Source organism: Kitasatospora sp. NPDC007106, from assembly GCF_040634455.1.
In the GTDB taxonomy this organism is placed as follows: domain Bacteria; phylum Actinomycetota; class Actinomycetes; order Streptomycetales; family Streptomycetaceae; genus Kitasatospora; species Kitasatospora arboriphila.
On sequence record NZ_JBEYFP010000007.1, the window covers coordinates 16,991 to 37,725 of the forward strand.

The 20,735-nt window shown below is 74.6% G+C and carries 21 protein-coding genes, 1 tRNA gene and 1 pseudogene; 11 read left to right on the forward strand and 12 right to left on the reverse strand.

From position 1 onward, the window contains the following. Positions 1–85 precede the first annotated feature (85 nt). Together ABZ641_RS01725 and ABZ641_RS01730 are read left to right on the forward strand one after the other, a co-directional pair. The gene (locus ABZ641_RS01725) at positions 86–976 is read left to right on the forward strand and encodes a metal-dependent hydrolase (RefSeq protein ID WP_359978378.1); all 891 of its coding nucleotides are present in this window, start codon (positions 86–88) and stop codon (positions 974–976) included. Positions 977–1,141: 165 nt separating this feature from the next. Beyond that, complete coding sequence (locus ABZ641_RS01730; protein WP_344624587.1) at positions 1,142–1,660, forward strand: hypothetical protein; 519 nt, start codon at positions 1,142–1,144, stop codon at positions 1,658–1,660. A gap of 137 nt (positions 1,661–1,797) precedes the next feature. On the opposite strand, the gene dcd is transcribed toward ABZ641_RS01730, so the two are convergent. Together dcd and ABZ641_RS01740 are read right to left on the reverse strand one after the other, a co-directional pair. After that, entirely contained in the window at positions 1,798–2,373 is a 576-nt protein-coding gene (dcd, locus tag ABZ641_RS01735; protein ID WP_344624586.1) for a dCTP deaminase, read from the reverse strand. A gap of 83 nt (positions 2,374–2,456) precedes the next feature. Continuing rightward, positions 2,457–2,678: a hypothetical protein gene (locus tag ABZ641_RS01740; RefSeq protein ID WP_344624585.1), complete on the reverse strand. Its 222-nt coding sequence runs from the start codon at positions 2,676–2,678 to the stop codon at positions 2,457–2,459. A 320-nt stretch (positions 2,679–2,998) separates the two neighbouring features. Between ABZ641_RS01740 and ABZ641_RS01745 the strand changes: the two genes are divergently transcribed. The 5 genes from ABZ641_RS01745 to ABZ641_RS01765 all read left to right on the forward strand — a co-directional run bounded on the left by ABZ641_RS01745 (position 2,999) and on the right by ABZ641_RS01765 (position 5,426). Then, positions 2,999–3,072 (forward strand) — tRNA-Gly (locus tag ABZ641_RS01745). 180 nt (positions 3,073–3,252) lie between these two features. Then, positions 3,253–3,408 carry a hypothetical protein gene (locus ABZ641_RS01750; protein WP_344624578.1) on the forward strand — a complete coding sequence of 52 codons (156 nt, stop codon included), beginning with the start codon at positions 3,253–3,255 and terminating at the stop codon, positions 3,406–3,408. 30 nt (positions 3,409–3,438) lie between these two features. Next, a complete protein-coding gene (locus ABZ641_RS01755; RefSeq protein ID WP_359978382.1) occupies positions 3,439–3,768 on the forward strand; it encodes a hypothetical protein in 330 nt (109 codons plus the stop codon). A gap of 123 nt (positions 3,769–3,891) precedes the next feature. Further along, the gene (locus tag ABZ641_RS01760) at positions 3,892–4,095 is read left to right on the forward strand and encodes a hypothetical protein (protein ID WP_359978385.1); all 204 of its coding nucleotides are present in this window, start codon (positions 3,892–3,894) and stop codon (positions 4,093–4,095) included. A 332-nt stretch (positions 4,096–4,427) separates the two neighbouring features. Continuing rightward, on the forward strand, positions 4,428–5,426 hold the full coding sequence (locus ABZ641_RS01765) for a hypothetical protein (protein ID WP_359978388.1): 999 nt from the start codon (positions 4,428–4,430) through the stop codon (positions 5,424–5,426). Here ABZ641_RS01765 and ABZ641_RS01770 read toward each other — a convergent pair. Then, the gene (locus ABZ641_RS01770) at positions 5,347–6,513 is read right to left on the reverse strand and encodes a damage-control phosphatase ARMT1 family protein (RefSeq protein WP_359978391.1); all 1,167 of its coding nucleotides are present in this window, start codon (positions 6,511–6,513) and stop codon (positions 5,347–5,349) included. The genes ABZ641_RS01765 and ABZ641_RS01770 overlap by 80 nt on opposite strands. Positions 6,514–6,685: 172 nt before the next feature. Here ABZ641_RS01770 and ABZ641_RS01775 point away from each other — a divergent pair. From ABZ641_RS01775 to ABZ641_RS01785, 3 genes and pseudogenes are all read left to right on the forward strand, one after another. Beyond that, positions 6,686–6,910 (forward strand): annotated as a pseudogene (locus tag ABZ641_RS01775) (class I tRNA ligase family protein); the annotation flags it as partial. A 13-nt stretch (positions 6,911–6,923) separates the two neighbouring features. Further along, positions 6,924–7,190 (forward strand): hypothetical protein, encoded by a 267-nt coding sequence (locus ABZ641_RS01780; protein WP_359978394.1) that lies wholly within the window; start codon positions 6,924–6,926, stop codon positions 7,188–7,190. Positions 7,191–7,467: 277 nt separating this feature from the next. After that, entirely contained in the window at positions 7,468–8,220 is a 753-nt protein-coding gene (locus ABZ641_RS01785) for a putative protein N(5)-glutamine methyltransferase (protein WP_359978396.1), read from the forward strand. A 16-nt stretch (positions 8,221–8,236) separates the two neighbouring features. On the opposite strand, the gene ABZ641_RS01790 is transcribed toward ABZ641_RS01785, so the two are convergent. The 6 genes from ABZ641_RS01790 to ABZ641_RS01815 all read right to left on the reverse strand — a co-directional run bounded on the left by ABZ641_RS01790 (position 8,237) and on the right by ABZ641_RS01815 (position 14,370). Further along, the gene (locus ABZ641_RS01790; RefSeq protein WP_344624572.1) at positions 8,237–8,953 is read right to left on the reverse strand and encodes a sigma 54 modulation/S30EA ribosomal C-terminal domain-containing protein; all 717 of its coding nucleotides are present in this window, start codon (positions 8,951–8,953) and stop codon (positions 8,237–8,239) included. A 99-nt stretch (positions 8,954–9,052) separates the two neighbouring features. After that, positions 9,053–9,430 (reverse strand): hypothetical protein, encoded by a 378-nt coding sequence (locus ABZ641_RS01795; protein WP_359978399.1) that lies wholly within the window; start codon positions 9,428–9,430, stop codon positions 9,053–9,055. An 84-nt stretch (positions 9,431–9,514) separates the two neighbouring features. Then, positions 9,515–11,191, reverse strand: coding sequence for a cytochrome c oxidase subunit I (ctaD, locus tag ABZ641_RS01800; RefSeq protein WP_344624606.1), 1,677 nt, complete (start codon positions 11,189–11,191; stop codon positions 9,515–9,517). Between the two features lie 344 nt (positions 11,192–11,535). Further along, positions 11,536–12,228: a response regulator transcription factor gene (locus ABZ641_RS01805; RefSeq protein ID WP_344624570.1), complete on the reverse strand. Its 693-nt coding sequence runs from the start codon at positions 12,226–12,228 to the stop codon at positions 11,536–11,538. 497 nt (positions 12,229–12,725) lie between these two features. Next, positions 12,726–13,709, reverse strand: a complete 984-nt coding sequence (locus tag ABZ641_RS01810) for a LysR family transcriptional regulator (RefSeq protein ID WP_359978402.1) — start codon at positions 13,707–13,709, stop codon at positions 12,726–12,728. A 115-nt stretch (positions 13,710–13,824) separates the two neighbouring features. Continuing rightward, positions 13,825–14,370, reverse strand: a complete 546-nt coding sequence (locus tag ABZ641_RS01815; RefSeq protein WP_030273068.1) for a carboxymuconolactone decarboxylase family protein — start codon at positions 14,368–14,370, stop codon at positions 13,825–13,827. 123 nt (positions 14,371–14,493) lie between these two features. Here ABZ641_RS01815 and ABZ641_RS01820 point away from each other — a divergent pair, with 123 nt between their 5' ends. Further along, the gene (locus ABZ641_RS01820) at positions 14,494–15,084 is read left to right on the forward strand and encodes a helix-turn-helix domain-containing protein (protein WP_344624568.1); all 591 of its coding nucleotides are present in this window, start codon (positions 14,494–14,496) and stop codon (positions 15,082–15,084) included. Between the two features lie 71 nt (positions 15,085–15,155). Here the strand turns inward: ABZ641_RS01820 and ABZ641_RS01825 are convergent, their stop codons facing one another. From ABZ641_RS01825 to ABZ641_RS01835, 3 genes are read right to left on the reverse strand one after another with little or no spacing between them, the layout of a single operon-like run. Continuing rightward, a complete protein-coding gene (locus tag ABZ641_RS01825; protein ID WP_359978406.1) occupies positions 15,156–16,862 on the reverse strand; it encodes an AMP-binding protein in 1,707 nt (568 codons plus the stop codon). Then, the gene (locus ABZ641_RS01830; RefSeq protein WP_359978409.1) at positions 16,859–20,104 is read right to left on the reverse strand and encodes an FAD/NAD(P)-binding protein; all 3,246 of its coding nucleotides are present in this window, start codon (positions 20,102–20,104) and stop codon (positions 16,859–16,861) included. Before ABZ641_RS01830 ends, ABZ641_RS01825 begins: the two co-directional genes overlap by 4 nt. Then, positions 20,101–20,598 (reverse strand): cobalamin-dependent protein, encoded by a 498-nt coding sequence (locus ABZ641_RS01835; RefSeq protein WP_344624565.1) that lies wholly within the window; start codon positions 20,596–20,598, stop codon positions 20,101–20,103. The genes ABZ641_RS01830 and ABZ641_RS01835 overlap by 4 nt, the downstream gene beginning before the upstream one ends. Between the last annotated feature and the right edge of the window lie 137 nt (positions 20,599–20,735).

Below are 20,735 nucleotides of genomic sequence, written 5' to 3' on the forward strand. Positions count from 1 at the left end.
CTGCCGGGACGGGCAGGCGCACCGGGCCGCGGCGATAGGGTGGACAGTCTGTCCGTCTGCCCCACGCAGTACCCGGAGCACCCTCATGACCCTCGCCACCACCCACGTCAGCTTCCCGTCCGGTGCGGTGACCGGCACCTCGCCGGTGCTGGCCGTGCACCCGCTGGACGGCGGCCGGTACGCCGTCGTCACCGAGGCGACGCCGTTCCACCCGCTCGACCACACCTGGCCCGACCAGCCCGCCGACCTCGGCACGCTCACCGTCGGCGGGGTGGCGCACCCGGTGGTGGACTGCCTGACCGGTGCGGTCGGCCCGGACGGCGGCGAGCTGCTGGTCGGTGCGGACATCCCCGTCCGCCGGGGCGACGAGGAGTGGTCCTGGCTGGTGCTGCACGTGGTCGAGCAGGAGCCCGCCGACGCGATCGGGGCGAGCGCCGAACTCGCCGTCGACGCCGGGCGCCGTGCGCTGCTCTCCGCCTCGCACAGCGGCTGCCACCTGCTCGCGCTCGCCCTCAACGCCGCCCTCGCGCCGCGCTGGCGCAAGGACCCGGGCCGCAGCGACGCCTTCGGCAACCCCGACTTCGACAGCCTCGCGATGGCCACCTCCGTGATGGACACCGAGGCCAGCACCGACACCTACCGGCTCGGCAAGTCGCTGCGGAAGAAGGGCTTCACCACCGAGGCCGGCGAGGACTTCCCGGCGCTCGCGGACGCGATCCCCGCCCTCACCGAGGCCGTCAACGTCCAGCTCGCCGCCTGGGTCGCCGCCGACGCCACGATCGGCATCGACGTGCCCGGGCCGGAGCTGACCGCCCGCCGGCAGTGGCACTGCGAGCTCCCGCAGGGTCCGGCCCGGATCTTCTGCGGCGGCACCCACCTGCACCACCTCGGCGAGCTCGCCGAGCTGCGCACCGAGCTGACCCTCTCCGAGGACGGCAGCGAGCTGGTCGCCGTCACCCGGCCGAAGCGCGCCTAACTCGCGACGGCCCGCGGAGGTTCCCGGCCCGGGGCGGTGCTCCGTTGCAGATCCATAACGCAGCGTGCGCCTATGCGGCAATTGTTCGAATTGTTCGGCGCGGGGCGGGGTCGCTCTCGGTAGCGTTCGCGTGCATTCAGCACCCGTCCCCAGCCGAGGAACACCATGACGACCCCGCAGCCGCCCCAGGGCCTCCCCACCGACCCGTCCGCGCAGGGCGGCTTCGGTCCCGCCCAGGGCTACGGCCAGCCCGCCCCGGGCCAGCCGGCGCCCGCCTACGGCCAGCCCGCCCCGGGCCAGGTGCCCGACGGGTACGCCCAGGCCGCCCAGGCGGCGGTGCTCGCTCCGAAGAAGAGCCCGATCAAGAAGATCCTCGTCGGTGTCGGCACCCTGGTGCTGATCGTCGCGGTCAAGCTCGGCATCAGCTTCGGCATCGGCTACGCCGCCGCCGACAAGCCCGTGCACGCCAAGGCCGGCGAGTGCGTCAAGGTCACCGGCAGCGACAACGACCCCAAGGTCGACACCGTCGACTGCGGCAGCGCCGACGCCAACTACAAGGTGATCTCGGTCGTCGACAACTCCTTCGACCCGAACGCCTGCAGCAACGTCGAGGGCTCCACCGCGGGCCTGGCCCAGCAGCTGCTCAGCGACAAGTTCGTGCTCTGCCTGGCCGAGAAGAAGTAACCGCGCCTCCCGCGGTCTCCGCGGACGCGGCAGTGGGCCGCCGATCACCGATCGGCGGCCCACTGCCGTTGCGCTCCCCGGGCCCTCCTCCGCGGCCCCGGCAGGGGCGGAGGAGGGCGGTGCCGGACCCGGGCGGGTCAGACCTCGGTGCGGTGGAAGTTCAGGTACGAGCGGGACGGCGTCGGGCCGCGCTGGCCCTGGTAGCGCGAGCCGTACCGCTCCGAGCCGTAGGGGTGCTCGGCCGGCGAGGACAGCCGGAACAGGCACAGCTGGCCGATCTTCATCCCCGGGTACAGCTTGATCGGCAGGGTGGCGACGTTCGACAGCTCCAGCGTGACGTGGCCGCTGAAACCGGGGTCGATGAAGCCGGCCGTGGAGTGCGTCAGCAGGCCGAGGCGGCCCAGGCTGGACTTGCCCTCCAGTCGCGAGGCGACGTCGTCCGGCAGCGTGATCACCTCGAACGTCGAGGCCAGCACGAACTCGCCCGGGTGCAGGATGAACGCCTCGTCGCCCTCCGGCTCGACCAGCCGGGTCAGGTCCGGCTGCTCCTCGGAGGGATCGATGTGCGGGTAGCGGTGGTTCTCGAACACCCGGAAGAAGCGGTCCAGCCGGACGTCGATGCTGGAGGGCTGGACCATCTTGGGGTCGAACGGGTCGATCACGACCCGGCCCTTGTCGATTTCGGTCCGGATGTCCTTGTCAGAGAGCAGCACGCAGTCGAGGTTAAAGGCAACGCGGGGCCACGGACGAATCAGGTACCTGTCGTCCGGGGCCCCGCGGCCGTGCCCGAACACCGTCAGGCGAGGAACTCCACGGCCTCCAGCCGCATCGCGCGTGCCAGTTGCGCCCCGGACAGCTCGCTCACGTCGGCCGGCACCGAACTCCGCAGGCGTCCGCACTGCGGACAGCGGATGAGTCTGCCCGGGCCGAGCCGGGCGGTGCCGAGATTCTGCATCGGGAACGTGGCCGTGCTGAACAGGTGCCCCTCGGCACAACGAACGACGGTGCGCTGCTCCATCGATCCCCTTCCCATACTTCCCCGTGGTCCCCGTCCGCCTCGCGCCCCCGGCGCGGCCCGCCCGGCCTGCCCGGCCCGTCCGGTCCGTGCGGCGGGCCCGGGCGAAGGACTGCGCCGCGGACGCCAGCGTCACATTAGGGGATGTTCCGGACATCACCCGGGGCGGCTCGCCGCCCCGCGCGGCCGGAACGGCCCACACAGTACGCCCCTCGGAGACCCCCTCGCACCGGGCCGGCGGCGCGTTCACGCCATGCCCCGTGCCGCTCCGCGGATGGGGTACAGTGGTGCTTGATCGGGCGACCCATGACGGGCCGTCAGATGCGGGCGTAGTTTAATGGTAGAACATGAGCTTCCCAAGCTTAGAGCGCGAGTTCGATTCTCGTCGCCCGCTCCATGAGGAAACCCCAGGTTGATGACCTGGGGTTTCTGCTTTGTCCGGGGCTCTCCGGGGGCCGTGCAACAGGTCTGAGTCCGCGCGGTACAGTCCGGCCGACGGCCACCGGGAGGGGCGGGTATGAAGGCCCGGATACGCACGTGCCGGAACGTGCTGTGGAGAGTGATCTGCCTCGCCGGCTTGAGCGCCGAGGTCTTCGCCGGTCACGCCTGGTGGCGGCCGCTGGCGGCGGTGACCCTGCTCCTCGGCGTGGCCACCACGGTCGTCGAACTGCGGGACCACGTCAACGGGCGGCGGTCCGGAGCGCGCGTCGGAACGCACCCGGCCGGCCGATGAGACTCCGTCAGAACATCGCCCGGACCGGCCGTGGGAGCTGAACGTTCTCGGGTCCGCCCCGAGGTGCAGGTCTTCACCGCGGACGGTCCGCTTCCCGACGGGAACTCCACAGCGGAGGAGATCGACAGGCGCTGCGCGCAGCTGCGAGCCGTCTCCGCGCCGGTGACGGCCGAAGAGGCGGCGGCGTTGGCGGCGTGCTTCGGCCCGGACGACTGTTACGGCGTCGCGTGGACGTTGCTGCACCTCGTCGAGACGGGCCCCGGCCCGGTGCCGGTTGTGTCGCCCCCCGGCCCGGACGCCGACGACTGGCACCACACCCTGTGGGCGCGGTGGGGCGATCCGGGTGACCAGGACACCTAGGCTCCGGCCCGCCCCGTGCAGGGCTACTGCGGCAGCAAGACCTTCCACCGCTGTTCGCGGATCCGCTGTCCGGCGCGTCGCCCGTGAGGCGTACAGTGCGGGCCCTGAGACGAGGAGGGCGCGTTGGAGAACCCGTTCAGGGACGGCGGTCCGCTGGACAAGGCCATGCCGTACTGCCAGTTGGCCCTGTCCGTGGCCCTGCTGGGCGACGGCCTGTCCCGGTGGCGCCACGGCGGCTCCGCGCTCTGGGCCCTGCTCGGGGGCCTCCTGATGGCACTCGCCTGCTACGAGATCTACAAGCAGCTGCGGTCGCGCTTCCGCCGGTAGGGCGGCGCGGGCCCGGGTGCTGAGCACCGGGGCACCGGAGTTGATCGAATGGTGCTCGCATGCGAGCGACACGGACCGTGTCGATTGTGTGACGGTGCGTGTGTTAGGTTCCGTGCGAACCGGCAGAGATGACCCCGGCGGTGCGGCAACACCCCGGGGCCCGGCACCAGGAGCGAGCACTCCCCATGCACATCCATCGTACCGAACCGGCAGTGAACTTCACGGTATTGCCGAATGTCACCCTGCAGAACCGGCGGCTGAGTTATGCCGCGCGCGGGCTGCTCAATGACCTCCTCTCGCGGAAGGACGGCTGGCGCGAGGACGGCCGGAGCATGGCCGACAGCTGCGTGGAGGGCCGGAGCGCCGTTGCCAAGGCGCTCCGCGAGCTGGTCGCGGCGGGCTACTACTGGGTCGTCAAGCACCAGGGCGCGGACGGCAGGTGGTACAGCACGGTCCACGTCTACGACATGCCGCAGCAGGTCGCACCGGCTGCCGATGTTCCGGAGTCCGGTCGGCCGGACAGCGGTGGACCTGGCACTCCTTTAAAGAACCTGGAAAAAGAACCCACCCTCCCTGTCCCGCCGTTGGAACCGGAACCGGCGGAGGAGGGGCCGGTCGAGGCCGAGCCCGCACCGGCGGAGTCCGGGCCTTCGCCGACAGAGGTCGAGCCTGTACTGGCGGAGCCCGGGCCGACGACCCGCAGGCGGGCCGTCGTGCGGTCGGACGACCGCACGGACGAGGCCGTGTCGGTGCTGTTCCGGGTGATCCGGCCGGAGCCCCGGCTCCGCCTCGGCCGGGCCGAGGCCCTACGGCTGGCGCCGCTGGTCGCCGGCTGGCTGGAACGGGGCAGCAGTCCCGCCGACCTCTCCCTGGCGCTGCTCCAGTGCCTGCCCGCCACGATCCACTCGGCGTTCGGCGTGCTGCGGCACCGCCTCACCCGCAAGATGCCCCCGGTGCCGGAGGCCCGGCCGCCCGCGGTCGCCCGGTACGCGGAGTGCGACAGGTGCCACGACCCGGTGCCGCGGCCCGGGATCTGCCGCGCCTGCGCCGGACTCGGCGCCAGACAGGTCGCGGTCGGCACCGGCGAGGCGGCCACCCGGCGGGGCGCGGCCCTGGTCCGTGCCGCCATGCGGAGCGCGAGCGGCGCGGCAGCCGCGACCGGCCAGGGCGATGCCTCGACGGTGACGGGTGCACCACCAGGTGCCCCCAGTGCCCCTGAACCGACCTCCCGAGTGGCCTCTGAAGTAACTCCTAGGCGCGGAGATGGAGTTGGACGAGGGCGTGGGTGCCTGCGGTGCGCCAGGCAGGGGCGGTGGTGTCGAGACGGGTGACGGTGGCCTGCGACAGGCCCGTCACCACGTCGGACTTGAGGGTGCGCAGGGCGGCGACGGGGGAGGGGAAGTGGCCCGCCACATCGGCGAAGGGCGTGGTCGGCGGCCAGTGGCGGTCGTCCACCAGACGGCGGTAGTTGAGGTCGCCCTTGAGGACGGTCAGGGCGGCGCCGGAGAGTTCGGCGCGCAGGTCGGCCGGCATGTCCCGGTAGGGCAGCGGCGCGCAGGAGAACGGGTGGGCCGCCACCCGCAGGGTGCCGCGCTCCACGGCCCGCCAGAGGCGCTCGCCGACCGCCCGGGCCGCGGCCCCGTCCGCCGCACGGAGGCGGCCTACCGCGGCGAGGACGTCCGCCATGGTGGCGTCGGAGACGAAGTACGGCTGCGGCTTCACGTGCAGCACGACCCGGGTGGCCGCGTCCGCGGCCAGCAGGTGGTCGATCAGGACGAGGTCGGGCAGCAGTTCCCGGGCGGCGTTGTCGGCGATCAGGCAGACCGTGCCGCCCCGGGCCCGGGCCAGTGCGGCCAGCAGCGGTTCGCTGTCGTCGGCGACCGGGTCGGGGACGGCCGCGCCCTCCGTCCCGGCGGCCATCCGGAAGCTGAGGTCGGCGCGGTTGCCCCAGAGGGCGGAGGAGAGCAGGGCCCGGGTGCGTTCCTCCTCGGGCAGGTCGGCGAGCGCGTCGAGGGCGGCGAGTTCGCCGTCCACGGCCTCGCCGGCCAGTTCGGCGTCCTTGAAGGGCGCGTAGGGGTCGATGCCGTGCCAGGGCCCGGGCCGGAAGTACCCGGTGGCGTCGAGCAGTCGCCGGTGGAACCAGCTCTCCGCCCACAGGAAGGGCGCCTCGCTCCACGGCCGGCCCCAGAGCCCCACGCCCCGGGCGAGCCACGCCTCGCGGTCGTGGAGGGCGGGGCCGGGCGGCTCCAGCAGGCCGTCGGTGCTCTCGGCGAGCAGCGCTTCGACCGCGGCCCGTTCGGCAGGCCCGTACGGCCGTGCCGCCAGCACCTGCCGGACGAGCTCGGGGTGCCGTTCGTGGAAGACGCCCCACGGGAAGGAGCCGGGGACGTCGATGCGGATCACGGGTGCGGTCGGCACGGCGGGCCTGTCTCTCGGCGGTCGGACGGCGGTCGGACGGCGGTCCTCCCCGACCCTAGGGCAGTCCCGCCCGCAGCGCCGGGACGGCGCCGTGCACCGGGTGCCCGTGCCGCGTACGGTGGCCGGAGGAGCGACCGCACCGGCATCCGCACCCCGACGGGAGCAGCCCGGGATGACTCGGCAGTTGATCACCAGCGCGCTTCCGTACATCAACGGGATCAAGCACCTGGGCAACATGGCCGGGTCGATGCTCCCGGCGGACGTCTGCGCCCGGTACCTGCGCCAGCGCGGGCACGAGGTGCTGTACATCTGCGCCACCGACGAGCACGGCACCCCGGCCGAGCTGGCGGCCCAGGAGGCGGGCCTGCCGGTCGCGGAGTTCTGCGCGCGGGCGCACCCTGCGCACCGCGATGAACGTGATCCACCTCTGCGCGGTCGTCTCCGAACCGTTCGTGCCGGCCGCCTGCCGGACGGTGCGGGACTGCTTCGCCGCGCCGGAGGGCTCCGCCGCCCGGACCCGGCGCTGGATCGGCCCCGAGGAGGCCCGCTCCCTCGACCTGCTGCCCGCGGGCACCGGCTTCACCGTCCCGCCCGTCCTCTTCGCCAAGGTCACCGACGAGCAACTGGCCGGCTGCCCGGCCCGCTTCGGCGGCGGGGCCGGCGACGGACGCCCCTGACACGGTGACAGGACCCGGCCGGACGCACGGAAGGACGGTCGCGAACGGCCCGCCTCGGGTAGGGTGGCGGCACTCCAGCAAGGGACGGATCGAGGAGGTGGGACCCATCGACGCAGGTGCAGGCTGGGTGCTCTCCTCGTACGGCCGGACGGCACGACCGCGGTAGCGGTCGCGGGAGCGCCCCTCGGCGGTTCCCGAAAGGCTCCCGTTGTCCTCTCATTCCTCCCGCAGTACCGGTTCTTCCGACCTCCTCCGCTCGCTCCCCGAATTCCCGCCCGTGGTGGTGCGGCTGCGCGCCGCCGGCTGTGTCTTCGCCGAGGACGAGGCGGAGCTGATCCTCGCCACCGCCCGCTCGGCGGCCGAACTCGACACGATGGTGGCCGCCCGGGCCGCCGGCCGGCCGCTGGAGCACGTGCTCGGCTGGGCGGAGTTCTGCGGCCTGCGGATCGCCGTCGACCCGGGGCTGTTCGTCCCGCGGCGGCGCACCGAGTTCCTCGTCCGGCAGGCGGCGCTGCTGGCCGGCCCCTCCGCGGTGGTGCTCGACCTGTGCTGCGGCGTCGGAGCCCTGGGGGTGGCGCTCGCCGCCGCCGTCGGCCCCGGGGCCGAACTGCACGCCGCGGACGTCGACCCGGCGGCCGTCCGCTGCGCCCGCCGCAACGCCGCCGCGGTCGGCGGCACCGTCCATCTCGGCGACCTCTACGAGCCGCTGCCGACCGGCCTGCTCGGCCGGGTCGACGTGCTGCTCGCCAATGCGCCGTACGTGCCGACCACGGCGATCGGGCTGCTGCCCGCGGAGGCCCGCGAGCACGAGCCGCGGGTCGCCCTGGACGGCGGCGCGGACGGCCTGGACGTGCAGCGGCGGGTGATCGCGGACGCGCCGCGATGGCTCGCGCCCGGCGGGCACCTGCTGGTGGAGACCAGCGAGCGGCAGGCCCCCACCACCCTGGCGGCCTGCACGGCGGCCGGGCTGACCGCCCGGACCGCCGTCTGCGGGGAGATGGACGCCACCGTCGTGATCGGCACGCGGTGAGCCGCCCGGCGGGGGCTCAGGAGGAGCCGGTGATCAGGCCGAGCCGGCCGTCGAACCGCCGGTAGAGCACCCGGCCGCGGCCGTCGCCGGGGTGGGCGTAGAACAGGAAGGGCAGTTCGGCGCCGGCCAGCCGCTCCGCGGCCTGCCGGTCGTCGAGCGCGGGCGCGCCGTGCGGGCTGACGGTCAGCGGTGCCGTGCAGCCGCGCGGCGGGGCGGCGGCGATCGTCCTGGCCAGCCGGTAGCCGGTCGGGCCGACCCGGTAGACGACGGCGTCGGTCTCGGTGGCCGGGTCGGTGAACAGGTGGATCCGGTAGTCCATCGCGTCCAGGGTGCGGGCCGCGGCGTCCGGCGAACACCACACCAGCGACGGCGACTTGACGCGGGCGATGACCTGCGGGCCGGCCGCGGGCGGGATCGGCGGCAGCGGCGGCCGGGACGGCTGCGGCCAGGCCCGCGGCGTCCAGGTGCCGGTGACGGCGGTGATCCGGCGGCGCAGGCCCTCGGCCAGCCGGTCCAACGCCTCGCCGAGGCCGCGCGCGGTCTCCTGCACCCGGATCCGCCGGCCGTCGACCTCGGCGTTGACCTGCGCCAGCCCGGCGGGGGTCAGCCGGACCCGCAGCGACTCGACGAGCGCGTTGGCGCAGTCCGCGGCGGCCGCGATCCGGCCGCGGGCCTCGTCGAGGACCTCGCGCGGGACGCCGTCGAAGGCCTGAACAGTGATCGCCTCGGTCATGTGGACCGCTCCTCCTGCCACTGGTGTCGGACGACTGAACGCACCCCTGTCCTTACCCAACTCCGCGCCCCTGCCCTCCGAAAGGGCCGAACGACCCGGTCACGGGCTCGTCCGGCCGATCCGGGGCCCGCCCTTCCGGGTCTGCCGGGGGACGGCCGCCGGTGCGACGGCCGCCCAGGTCCGCTCCGCCTCGCGCAGTTCGGCCTCCCGCCGGACGCACCCGGCGAACCACAGGGCGCCGCCCGCGACCGCGGCCGGAGCGAGCACGGCGAGCCCGAGCAGCCCGGGTGCCGGGGTGAGCCAGAGCACGGCGGTGAGCGCGGTGCCGAGCCACCAGGTCAGGCAGCCGAGCGCGGCCGGGCGGGCGGAGCGCGGCCGGTCGTCGCCGGCCCGCAGGTCGGCCAGGGCGGGCAGCCACCAGACGTTGCCGGCCGCCGCGAGGGCGGCCGCGCCGATGGCCGGGACGATGTGGCTCACGGCTGCTCCTTGTTCGTACGGGGACGGCGGTGGGGCCGCCCCCGCCCCGACGGGGGAGGACGGGGCGGGGACGGGGACTTCGGGTCAGTCGTCCTGGCGGTGGCGCCGGCCGACCGGTGTGTCGTACGCCGCCGGGGCGACACCGGCGAGGTGCTCGGCCGGCCTGCCGTGGTGCTCCAGGTGGTCGCGGGCGGCGATGTCGGGGTGGTGCAGGTCGAAGGCCGGGGATTCGGAGCGGATCCGGGGCAGTGCGGTGAAGTTGTGCCGCGGCGGCGGGCAGGAGGTCGTCCACTCCAGCGAGCGGCCCCAGCCCCACGGGTCGTCCTCGGTGACCTTCTCGCCGTACTTGGCGGTCTTCCAGACGTTGTAGAGGAACGGCAGGATCGACAGGCCGAGCAGGAACGAGCCCACGGTGGAGACGGTGTTCAGCGTGGTGAAGCCGTCCGAGGCCAGATAGTCGGCGTAGCGGCGGGGCATGCCCTCGGCACCCAGCCAGTGCTGGACGAGGAAGGTGCTGTGGAAGCCCACCGTCAGCGTCCAGAAGGTGATCTTCCCGAGCCGTTCGTCGAGCATCTTGCCGGTCATCTTCGGCCACCAGAAGTGGAATCCGGCGAACATCGCGTACACCACCGTGCCGAACAGCGTGTAGTGGAAGTGGGCGACGACGAAGTACGAGTCGGAGACGTGGAAGTCGATCGGCGGGGCGGCCAGCAGCACGCCGGTGAGGCCGCCGAAGAGGAAGGTGACCAGGAAGCCGGTCGTCCAGAGCATGGGGGTCTCGAAGCTGAGCGAGCCCTTCCACATGGTGCCGACCCAGTTGAAGAACTTCACACCGGTCGGCACCGCGATCAGGAAGGTCATGAAGGAGAAGAACGGCAGCAGCACCTGGCCGGTGACGTACATGTGGTGCGCCCAGACGGTGACCGACAGGCCGGCGATCGCCACGGTGGCCGCGATCAGGCCGGAGTAGCCGAACATCGGCTTGCGGCTGAAGACCGGGACGACCTCCGAGACGATGCCGAAGAACGGCAGCGCCAGGATGTAGACCTCGGGATGCCCGAAGAACCAGAACAGGTGCTGCCACAGCATGGCGCCGCCGTTGGCCGGGTCGAAGACGTGCGAGCCGAACTTGCGGTCGCACTCCAGGGCGAGCAGGGCCGCCGCGAGCACCGGGAAGACGATCAGCACCAGGACGGCGGTGAGCAGCACGTTCCAGCAGAAGATCGACATCCGGAACATCGTCATGCCGGGGGCGCGCATGCAGATGATGGTGGTGATGAAGTTGACCGCGCCGAGGATGCTGCCGAAGCCGGACAGCGTGACACCCATGATCCACATGTCGGCGCCGACGCCGGGGGAGTGCACCGCGTCGGAGAGCGGCGCGTAGAGGAACCAGCCGAAGTCGGCGGCGCCCTGCGGGGTGGCGAAACCGGCCGCGGCTATCAGCGAGCCGAACATGAACAGCCAGTACGACAGCATGTTGAGCCGGGGGAAGGCGACGTCCGGGGCGCCGATCTGCAGCGGCATGATCCAGTTGGCGAAGCCGGTGAACAGCGGCATCGCGAACAGCAGCAGCATGATCGAGCCGTGCATGGTGAACGCCTGGTTGAACTGCTCGTTGGAGAGCAACTGCGTCCCGGGCCTCGCCAGTTCGGCCCGCATGACGAGGGCGAGCACGCCGCCGACCAGGAAGAAGCCGAACGCGGACCACAGGTACAGCGTGCCGATCGCCTTGTGGTCGGTGGTCGTCAGCCACCGCACCAGCCGGGCCCCCGGGCGCTGCCGCCCGCGGGCGGGCCCGCCGGCCGTCCCCTCCGTCGCCTCGATGGCAGCCACCGGACGCTCTCCTTCGCTCGCTCGCCGAACCCTTGACCGCCGCACGGCGGTTCGGAGGTGTGGCAAGCGGGTGCAGGGGCATCCGGGTGCGCTCCGGCCGGCGGCGCTCCATGCTCCGCCGCGGCCGGTCCGGTGTCCCAGGGCCGTTGGACCCCGCGGCCCCGGGCCCACCGTCCCCGGCGCGGTGACGTTCGGCTCCGCCGTCCGACCCCATGTTGCGTATGCGAACCCATGGGGGCGGGAGCCCCGTCGGGCCCCGCGGGGGAAGGTCAGTGGCGGTCGTGCGTCCGGTCGGAGGCCACCTGGGTGGCCAGGACGGCGGCCTGCACCCGGCGTTCCACGCCCAGCTTGGCCAGCAGCCGCGAGACGTGGTTCTTGACGGTCTTCTCGGCCAGGTAGAGCCGCTCGCCGATCTGCCGGTTGGTCAGCCCCTCGCCGACCAGCTGGAGGATCTGCGTCTCGCGTTCGGTGAGCGCCGGCAGCGGGGACGGCTGCGGGGCGTCCGCCCGGCGGCGCAGCCGGGCCATCAGCCGGCCGGTCGCGCCCGGGTCGAGCAGCGACTGCCCGGCGGCCACCGTGCGCACGGCGGAGACCAGGTCGGTGCCGGAGATCTGCTTCAGCACGTACCCCGAGGCGCCGGCCATGATGGCGTCGAGCAGCGCCTCCTCGTCGTCGAAGCTGGTCAGCATCAGGCAGGCCAGCTCAGGCATCCGGGAGCGCAGCTCCCGGCAGACGGTGACGCCGTCGCCGTCCGGCAGGCGGACGTCGAGGACGGCCACGTCCGGGCGCAGCGCCGGGACGCGGGCGAGCGCCTGCTCTGCGGTGGCGGCCTCCCCCACGACGGTCAGCCCGGGGTCGGAGTCGAGGAGGTCCTGCACACCCCGGCGCACCACTTCGTGGTCGTCGAGCAGGAAGACCCGTACCGGACCCCCGGCACCCGTCCGTACCGTGCCGTCGAGCATGGCACCTCTCCTTCCCCGGCCCGTCCGCCGTGGAGGGGCCACCGCATTCTCCCCGGCCGCCCGCGGCCGCCGACAGGGCCGGACGGCCCTGCTTGCGGCACCCGCGGCCGGCCCGGGATCGGGAGGGCGCACCCTGCCGCGGCGGCCGCGGCGACGCCGGACCGAGGAGGCCGACGGTGGTTCTCGTGGAGGTCGACCTGCCCGGGGCGACCACCGGACAGTACGAGGAGTTCCACGCGCGGCCCGCCCGGGAGGACGGCATCTTCGCCGGCTGCCCGGCCCACGTCGCGGCCGTGACCGGCGACGGCGTCCGGGTCGTCGACCTGCGGGACTCCGCGGGGTCGACGAACCGTTTCGCGGAGCGGATGCGGGCCCTCGGCGTCGGAGTGCCCGGCGTGTCGTACACGGTGCACGAGGTGCACCGCCACGACCTGCCGCCGCAGGGCCGACCGGCGGCCGCCGGGCCGCGCGCCGCGGCCCGTACGGCTCCGGTCCGATCAGGCCGGGCAGGTCAGCGCCAGCCGGATCGCGTCCGCCAGCCCCTGGCGGTGGCCCTCGCGGAACTCCTTGGTGCGGGAGGCCAGCAGGGAGACCGTCCACTGCATCCGCGGCACGCCGGGGATCGGCGCCAGGCCCGCGCCGTACGGCTGGGCGGCCAGGCCGGTGGGCAGCATCGCGCAGCCGAGCCCGGCCGTCACGGTGGCGTGCACCCCGTCCATCGAGCCGAGTTCGAGGCTCTCCGGCGGCTCGCCGCCGCGCAGCCGGAGGAACTCCGGCAGCCAGCGCTGCGAGGGGCAGTCCGGGTCGGCGACCACGACCTGGTGGCAGGCGAGCGGCGGTCGCGCCCCGGCGCTGGTGCTGGGGGTGAACTCCAGGTCCTGGACGGGGATCTCGGTCGGCGCCTCGGGCCGCTCGCGGACGGCCGAGGCGCGCTCGGCGAGCACCGCGGTGCGGGCCCGGTCGGCCGCCCGGCCCGGAGCCCCGCTGAGGACCGGGACGGGCGCGGCCGGCGCCGGGCGGTGCTCGCGCCCGGTCAGCAGGATCGCGCCGTCCAGGCCGCCGGCCCGCAGGGCCGCGTGGATCTCCGCGGTGCCCATCACCCGCAGCGCGAGCTGCACGCCGGGCAGCATGCGGCGGCCGAACTGGGCGATCCTGGCGAGTTGTTCGCCGTACGCCAGGGCCGGCACCAGGCCGACCCGCAGCCGCGGTGCGGTGGCCGAGGGGCCGCGCAGGGCCTCCTCCATCTCGCCCACCAGGGTGAGCAGTTGGCCGGCGTAGCCGCGGAGGGTGGAGCCCGCGGGGGTGAGCCGCACCCCGTTGGGCAGCCGGTGGAAGACCGGAGCGCCGACCTGCCGCTCCAGGGCGCGCATCTGGGCCGTCACGCTCGACTGGGAGTAGCCCAGTCGGTGGGCGGCGCTGGTGAACGAGCCGGTTCTGATGACCTCGCAGAACGTTCTCAGGGTCTTGACGTCGATGTCCACTGCTGCTGCTCCCGCATGCCGCCCGTGTGGTGCCGGTGTGGTGGTGGAGGCGGCCGCCGGCGGGCGGCGGGGGCGCCGGAGTGCTGGCTCCGGCGCCCCGCGACCGCCGCGGCCGTCAGGCCAGGTCGTGGGCGTCGACCAGCGGGAAGTCGAGCTCCGGCTCGGCGACGTGGTTGAAGAAGTTGGACAGCACGTTCAGCGCGACGTGGCCGACGATCTCGGCGATCTCCGCGTCGGTGACGCCGGCCGCGCGGGCCTCGGCCAGCACGGTGTCGGAGACCCGGCCGCCGCTCGCCATGACCTCGCCGGTCAGCTTGAGCACCTGGTCCATGTGCGGGTCGGTGTCGGTGCCGCGGCGGGTGTCGAGCAGCTGCTCCTGGCTCAGGCCGACCTTGCCGCCGCGCATGGTGTGCGCGGAGACGCAGTAGGTGCAGCTGTTGCGCTGGGCGATGAACAGGGCGAGCTGCTCGCGCTGCTTGGTGCTGAAGGTGCCGCCGACCAGGGCCTCGCGCATCGCCAGGTAGCCGCGCAGGGCGGCCGGGCCGTTGGCGAGCGCCGCGTACAGGTTCGGGACCTTGCCGAGCTGCTTGAGCGTGCTCTCCAGCAGCTCGCGCTGCTCCTCGTTGGCGGTCTCGGTGGTGAGCAGGGGCAGACGGGACATGGCGTCTCCTCGGTTGCGGCGGAGATGGAACCGATCGGTACCAAACAGCTAGGACGGTACCGATCGGTACCGACTTTCGTCAACGCCCATCGAAAAATCAGAACCGAGTGGTACCGTTTGCGGATGCCGAGCAATGCGAGAGAACGACTCCTCACCGCCGCTGAGCGGCTGTTCTACGAGGAGGGCATCCGCGCGGTCGGGGTCGAACGGATCCTGAGCGAGTCCGGCGTCGGCCGCGCGTCCTTCTACCGGCACTTCCCGAGCAAGGACGACCTGGTCGTCGAGGTGCTCCGGCGCCGCGACGCCGCCTGGCGGAGCTGGCTGACCGACACCGTCGAAGCCAGCCCGCGCGGCACCGACGACCTCGCGCTCGCACTCTTCGACGGACTCGCCGAGCGCTTCGCCGCGGCCGACTTCCGCGGCTGCGCGTTCATCAACACCATGGTCGAGGAGGCCGACCCGGCCAGCCCCGCGCACCGGGTCGCCGCCGAGCACAAGGAGAAGGTCATCGAGTACCTCGACGGCCTGCTCGCCGCCGCCGGGTACCGCGGCCACCGCACCCTGGCCGGACAGCTCGCCCTGCTGGGCGACGGCGCGATCGTCGCCGCGCTCCGCGAACGCACCACCGACGCCGCACCCCGCGCCCGGGCCGTCGCCGAGGCGCTGCTCGCCACCGCCGAACGCGAGGAGCACCTGCCGCTGCCCGACTGCTGAACCGGGCCGGCCGCCGGGCGCACCGCGCACCGGCGGCCGGAAGCCGCGGACGGCCGACCGGGGCATCCCGGTCAGCCGTCCGCGAACCGCGCGGCCAGCTCCGCGCGGCGCACCTTGCCCGACCGGGTCCGCGGCAGCTCGGCCGCGAACTCCAGCCCGCGCGGCACGAACACGGGCGCCAGTCGCTCCGCCGCCCGCGCCAGCAGCTCGCCGCGCAGCCGGGCGGCCCCGGCCCCGTGCGGCGGCTCGTGACGGGTCGTCACCACCGCGTACGGCACCAGCCCGCCGGCCGGATCGGGACGCGGCACCACGGCCGCGTCCGCGACCTCCGGGTGCCCGCGGAGCACCGCCTCGATCTCCACCGGCGACACCCGGTGCCCGAACGACTTGAACACCTCGTCCAGCCGGCCGAGCAGCCGGATCGAGCCGTCCGCGCAGCGCTCGCCGACGTCGCCCGTCCGGTACAGGCCGTCGGCCAGCGCGGCGGCGGTGCGCTCCGGGTCGTCCGCGTAGCCGGCCATCAGACCGGCCGGGCGCTCGGCGAGGTCGAGGCAGACCTCGCCCGCCTCGCCCCGGGCACCGGTCGCCGGGTCGCGCAGCACCACCGTCCAGCCGGGCAGCGGGTGCCCCAGCGGCGAGATCGGCGCCGGGTCGTCCGGGGTGCGGCCGATCAGCGCGGTGGCCTCGGTCTGCCCGTAGCCGTCCCGCACCTGCACCTGCCAGGCCGCGGCCACCGCCGCCGACACCTCCGCGGTCAGCTGCTCGCCCGCCGCGGTGGCCTCGCGCAGCCGCACGGCCGAGCGGGTGCGGTGCAGGTGCGGCAGCATCGCCCGCCAGGCGCTCGGCGGGGCGCAGAAGCTGTCCGCGCCGTGGTCGGCCAGCACCCCGGGCAGCACCTCGGGCGGCAGGCCGCCGTCCGGCGGCGCCAGCACCACGGCCTCGGCCGTCCACGGGACGAAGAAGCTGCTCCAGGAGTGCTTCGCCCAGCCCGGGGCGGACAGGTTGAGGTGCCGGTCGCCCGGCCGCAGCCCGTTCCAGTACAGGCTCGACAGGTGCCCGACCGGATAGCTGGCGTGGGTGTGCTCGACCAGCTTCGGCAGCGAGGTGGTGCCCGAGGTGAAGTAGCAGAACGCCGGATCGGCGGAGCGCGTCGGCCCGTCCGGCAGGAACGGCACCGGTGCGGAGCGGGTGTCCGGGTAGCGCGTCCAGCCGTCCGCCGGGCGGTCGGTGAGCGCGATCCGCAGCCCCGGCACCGGCAGGCCGTCCAGCAGCGCGGCCGCCTCCGCGGAGCAGAGCACGTGCCGGATCCGGCCGCGCCCGATCCGGTCCGCTGCCTCCTCCCGGGTCACGTCCTGGTACGAGGGCACCACCACCGCGCCCAGCTTCAGACAGCCGAGCAGGCTCTCCCACAGCTCGGCGCGGGTGCCGAGCAGCAGCAGGACGCGGTCGCCCCGGCGCACCCCGAGGCCGGCCAGCGCCGCCGCCAGGGTGTCCGAGCGGGCCGACAGCTCGGCGAAGGACAGCTCCTCGGCCACGGACGTGCGGCCCTCGGCGTCCGGCGGGGAGAGCAGCCGCAGCGCCGGCCGCGGATTGTCCGCGGCCACCACGTCGAACCACTCCAGCGCCCAGTTGAACTCCGCCGCGCGCGGCGGCCGGAAGGCGGCGCAGGCCGCCGCCCGGTCACCGCGCAGCGCCAGCAGCAGGTCGCGGGCGGCCCGGTACTCCTCGTGCGCGGCCGTCCGGCGGTGCGTCCACCACGCCGCGGGGCGCCCGCTCACCGGGCGGCCCGCCCGGCCAGCGTCCCGGCGGGCTCGGCGGCGGTCTGCCGGGCCTGCGGCGCCGCCTCCGCCAGCAGGGCCTCGGCGATCGCGTCGGCGTCCCGGGTGAAGGCGCCCCACGGGCCCGGCCGGCCGCTGCCGACCTGGGTGAACCAGCGGGTGTGCTCGCTCGGGATGCCGAGGACGAACATCGTCCGCTCGATCCCGCCGTCCGCCCGCACCGGGTGGAAGGGGCTGTCGGTGGTGGCCAGGCCTCCGGTGTCGAACGCGCCGCCCGCCCAGGAGTTGACGAAGGTGCGGATCACCCCGTCGGCGAGCAGGCCGCGGATCAACGGGTCGCGGTCCGAGCGCAGGTCGGTGCTCGGCACCCGGGCGTCGACCAGCGCGTCCAGCCGCACCCGGGAGTCCTCCACCTGGCCGGACTCGACGGTGAAGCAGCCCAGGTCGCGGTCGGCCCGGAAGCGGGCCGCCGGACCGACCGGCTCCAGCACCCCCGCCGCCAGCAGCGCCAGGAACTGCTCCGAGCGCTGCGCCGGCGGGCCGGTGGAGATCACCGCCGCGACCGGGTTGAAGTCCGCCAGGAAGCGGCGGTGCGAGTCCGGGGTCAGCCCGCCGAAGTCCACCACCGAGCGGATGGTCGCCCGGACGTCGCGCAGCACGTCGCTCGCGGCCTTCACCGGGCCCTCGTAGTTGCCCAGGACGGCGTCCGCGAGGTCCTCGCGCAGCCAGTCGGCCAGCTCCTGCCGGTACTCCGCGGGGGAGGCGAACCGGCGTCCGGCGAACGGCCGGGCCAGGCGCCACAGCGCGTCCAGCGGCTCGCCGGCCGGCCCGAAGCCCTCCGCCAGCACGGCCAGCGCGGCCGGGCTCGGCGGCTCCTCCCGGTGGACGGCCGCCGCCGCCTCGCCGAACTCCCGCTCGGCATCCGGCCCGACGGCGTGCCGCAGCCGGGTGCCGAGCAGCACGATGTTCATCTCCGCGAGCAGCCACGGCAGCACCTGGGACTGGAAGTCCAGCGGCCCGGCGGCCCGCAGCGCGGCCATCCGCTCCGGGGTGAACAGCCGTGCCCGGTACCGGAACTCGGCGGTCTTCTGGTTCCGGCCGCGGGTCAGCAGCGGAATGCCGCTGCGGGAGGCCGGCACGATCCTCGGCTCCCGCCCGCTCGGCAGGTAGCGCAGGCCGCCGCCCTCCGCGGGCAGGAACCGGCCGCCGCGGCCCAGCGTCAGCGCCGAGACCACGTCGTAGAAGGTCAGCCCCATGCCCAGGACACCGACGGTGGCGCCCGGCGGTACGGCGTCCAGCGGCATCTCGGCGGCCGAGTCGCCGACCACGTACCGCAGCGGCGGGTGCTCCTCGGCGAAGTTCAGCCACTCGCGCTGCTGCTCGTCCAGCTCGTTGGTGGGGTGGCCGGAGGCCAGCACCAGCCGGTCCACGGTGATCACGTCCCCGCGGTCCAGCCGGACCCGGTGCACCGGCTCGCCCGTGCCGCCCCCGGCCGGGCCGCGGTCGGTGGTCAGCGCCCTGGCCTTCACCGGACGGATCGTCAGCCCCGGCACCCGGGCGTCCAGCACCAGGCCCAGCACGAAGCGCAGGTACCGGCCGTAGACGACGCGCGGCGCGTAGCCCTCCGGGTCGGCGTTCTCCGGATCGGCGACGGCCCACCACTCGGCGAGCGTCGGGCCGGCGCCCGGTCTCGCCGGGCCGCCGTCGGACGGCCCCGAGAACATCGTGACCTCGCGCGCCGGGGTGTTCATCAGGAACCACGGCGACTGCTCCGGCCGCCAGATCCGCCCGGCCCCGATGCAGTACGGGTCCACCGCGGTGACCTCCACCGGCCGGGCCGGAGGCCGCTCGGCGCACCGGGCGACCAGCCGCTCCAGGATCGACAGGCCGCGCGGCCCGCCGCCGATCAGCCCGATCCGCAGCGGCTCGGGCGCGGCCGGCGCGGCCACCGGCTCCGGCGCCTCGCGGGCGGCCTCCCGGTCGTGCTGCTCGGCGACCCGGCGCAGCATCAGCGACAGCCGGTTCGAGGTCATCGCACCGGACCGGCCGACGGTGGCCAGCAGCGGCATCGCGCCGACCTCCGACCAGCGCAGCCGCCCGTCGTCGCCGATCGTGCCGCGGGCCGCACCCCGGTTGTCCGGGTGCAGGCAGTACGGGATGTCCAGGACACCGCGGTGGAAGGCCCGCAGCAGCGCGGTGCCGACGTCGTCGGAGAGCGACAGCACCGCGGTGATCAGCGCCCGCGCCTCCAGCAGCACCTCGCCGGCCTCGCCGGAGCCCTCGCGCGGGGCGTCGGCCAGCTCACGGCGGGTGCGCCGGGCCTGCGCGGCGGCGGCCCGCAGCGCGGTCAGGTTCTCGGCCACCGTCGGGATCCGGTGCGCCTCGGTCTCGGTCTTGACGATGAGGCGCTCCGCACCGCCGCGGACGGCGAGGTCGGCGCTGCGCTTGAGCAGCAGGCCCGCCCCGGCCACGCTCCGCGGGAAGACGCCCATGTACGTGTAGAGGACGACGTGCCGGTCGACGGTCGGCGGCAGCAGCTCCTCGGCGAGCAGGCGGAGGGCGGCGAGCGCCTCGACGTCCTGCTGCGGGCTGGTCTGCTGCGCGTAGCTGAGCGAGACGCTGGTCATGCCGTTCTGGGCGAAGAACAGGCACTCCAGCACCGACATCGCGACCAGCAGCGACGGCGGGCAGAGCTGCCCGAGCAGACAGCCGCCGAAGGACTCCAGGTGCGCGCGGATCCCGTTGGCGCGGCTCTCCTCGGCGAGGAAGCGGGTGGCTTCCCGCCAGGCGGCGACCGACTCGGCGAGTGGCGTGCGCCCGTACGGCAGGCAGTACGAGACCGGGCCGCCCTCACTGGTGCCCAGGCCCGCGGCGGCCATCGTGCGGAAGATCGCCCGCGGGTCGGCGGAGCCGTGCCGCACCTGCACCGGCGTGTGCCGGCCGGCCGCGGCGGCGACCTTGGCGGTGATCCGGGGGCCGTGCCCGACCAGCGGGAAGCCGTTCAGCGGCTTGCCGGCCCGCACGGCCGCGACGGCGGCGCTGTGGTCGCCGACCCGGGTGTAGCTGTCGAGGGTGATGGTGCCGACGGTGCGCTCCGAGAGCCCGGCCACCGCGGTCAGGCCGGCCGCCATCTCGCTGGGGACGGCCATGCCCATGCGGGGCTGGACGACGAGCTCGCCGGCGCCGGCGGCGGCGCGGACGTAGGCGCCGAGGTCCGGTGGGGAGGCGGGTGAGCGGGTCACGCGGCGGCCCGCTCGGTACAGGTGGCGGGCAGCTGGGCCAGGTACGACAGCAGCACGTCGGGCTTGGTGCCGTCGCTGTGCACCTGGTCGAAACCGGCCGCCAGCAGCTCGGCGGTGCGCTGCTCGGCGCCCTCCGGCGAGATGCCCAGCAGACCGCCGATCACCAGCGGGATGTCGCCGGTGCTGCGCTCGGCGCGCAGCGCCCGGGCTGCCCGCAGGCCGTCCAGGTGGCCGTGGCCGTTGACGGAGCTGAACACCACCAGGTCGGGGCGGGTCAGCTGCGCGGTGTCGACGAGCAGCTGCTCCGGCACGCACGGACCCAGGTTGAGCACCGAGTGGCCGTTCTCCTCCAGCAGCAGCTGCAGGTACACGAGGTTCCAGGTGTGCGCGTCGGAGGACCCGGTGGTGAGCAGCACGCGGCGGCTCTCGGCGGGCTCCGGCGCGGCAGCGGCGGGGCGCAGCGGGTACGGCGTCAGGGTTCGGGTGGGCGACATGGCTACTCCTCGGGTGGCGACGGGGCTGTGCCGGGCGGGTACGGGCGCGGCCGCGGGTGGCGGGCGCCCGTCGTGCGGCGGCCGGGTACCGGGGCGCCGTGGTGGGCGCGGCTCCGGTACCCGGCAGCGGTGCGGAC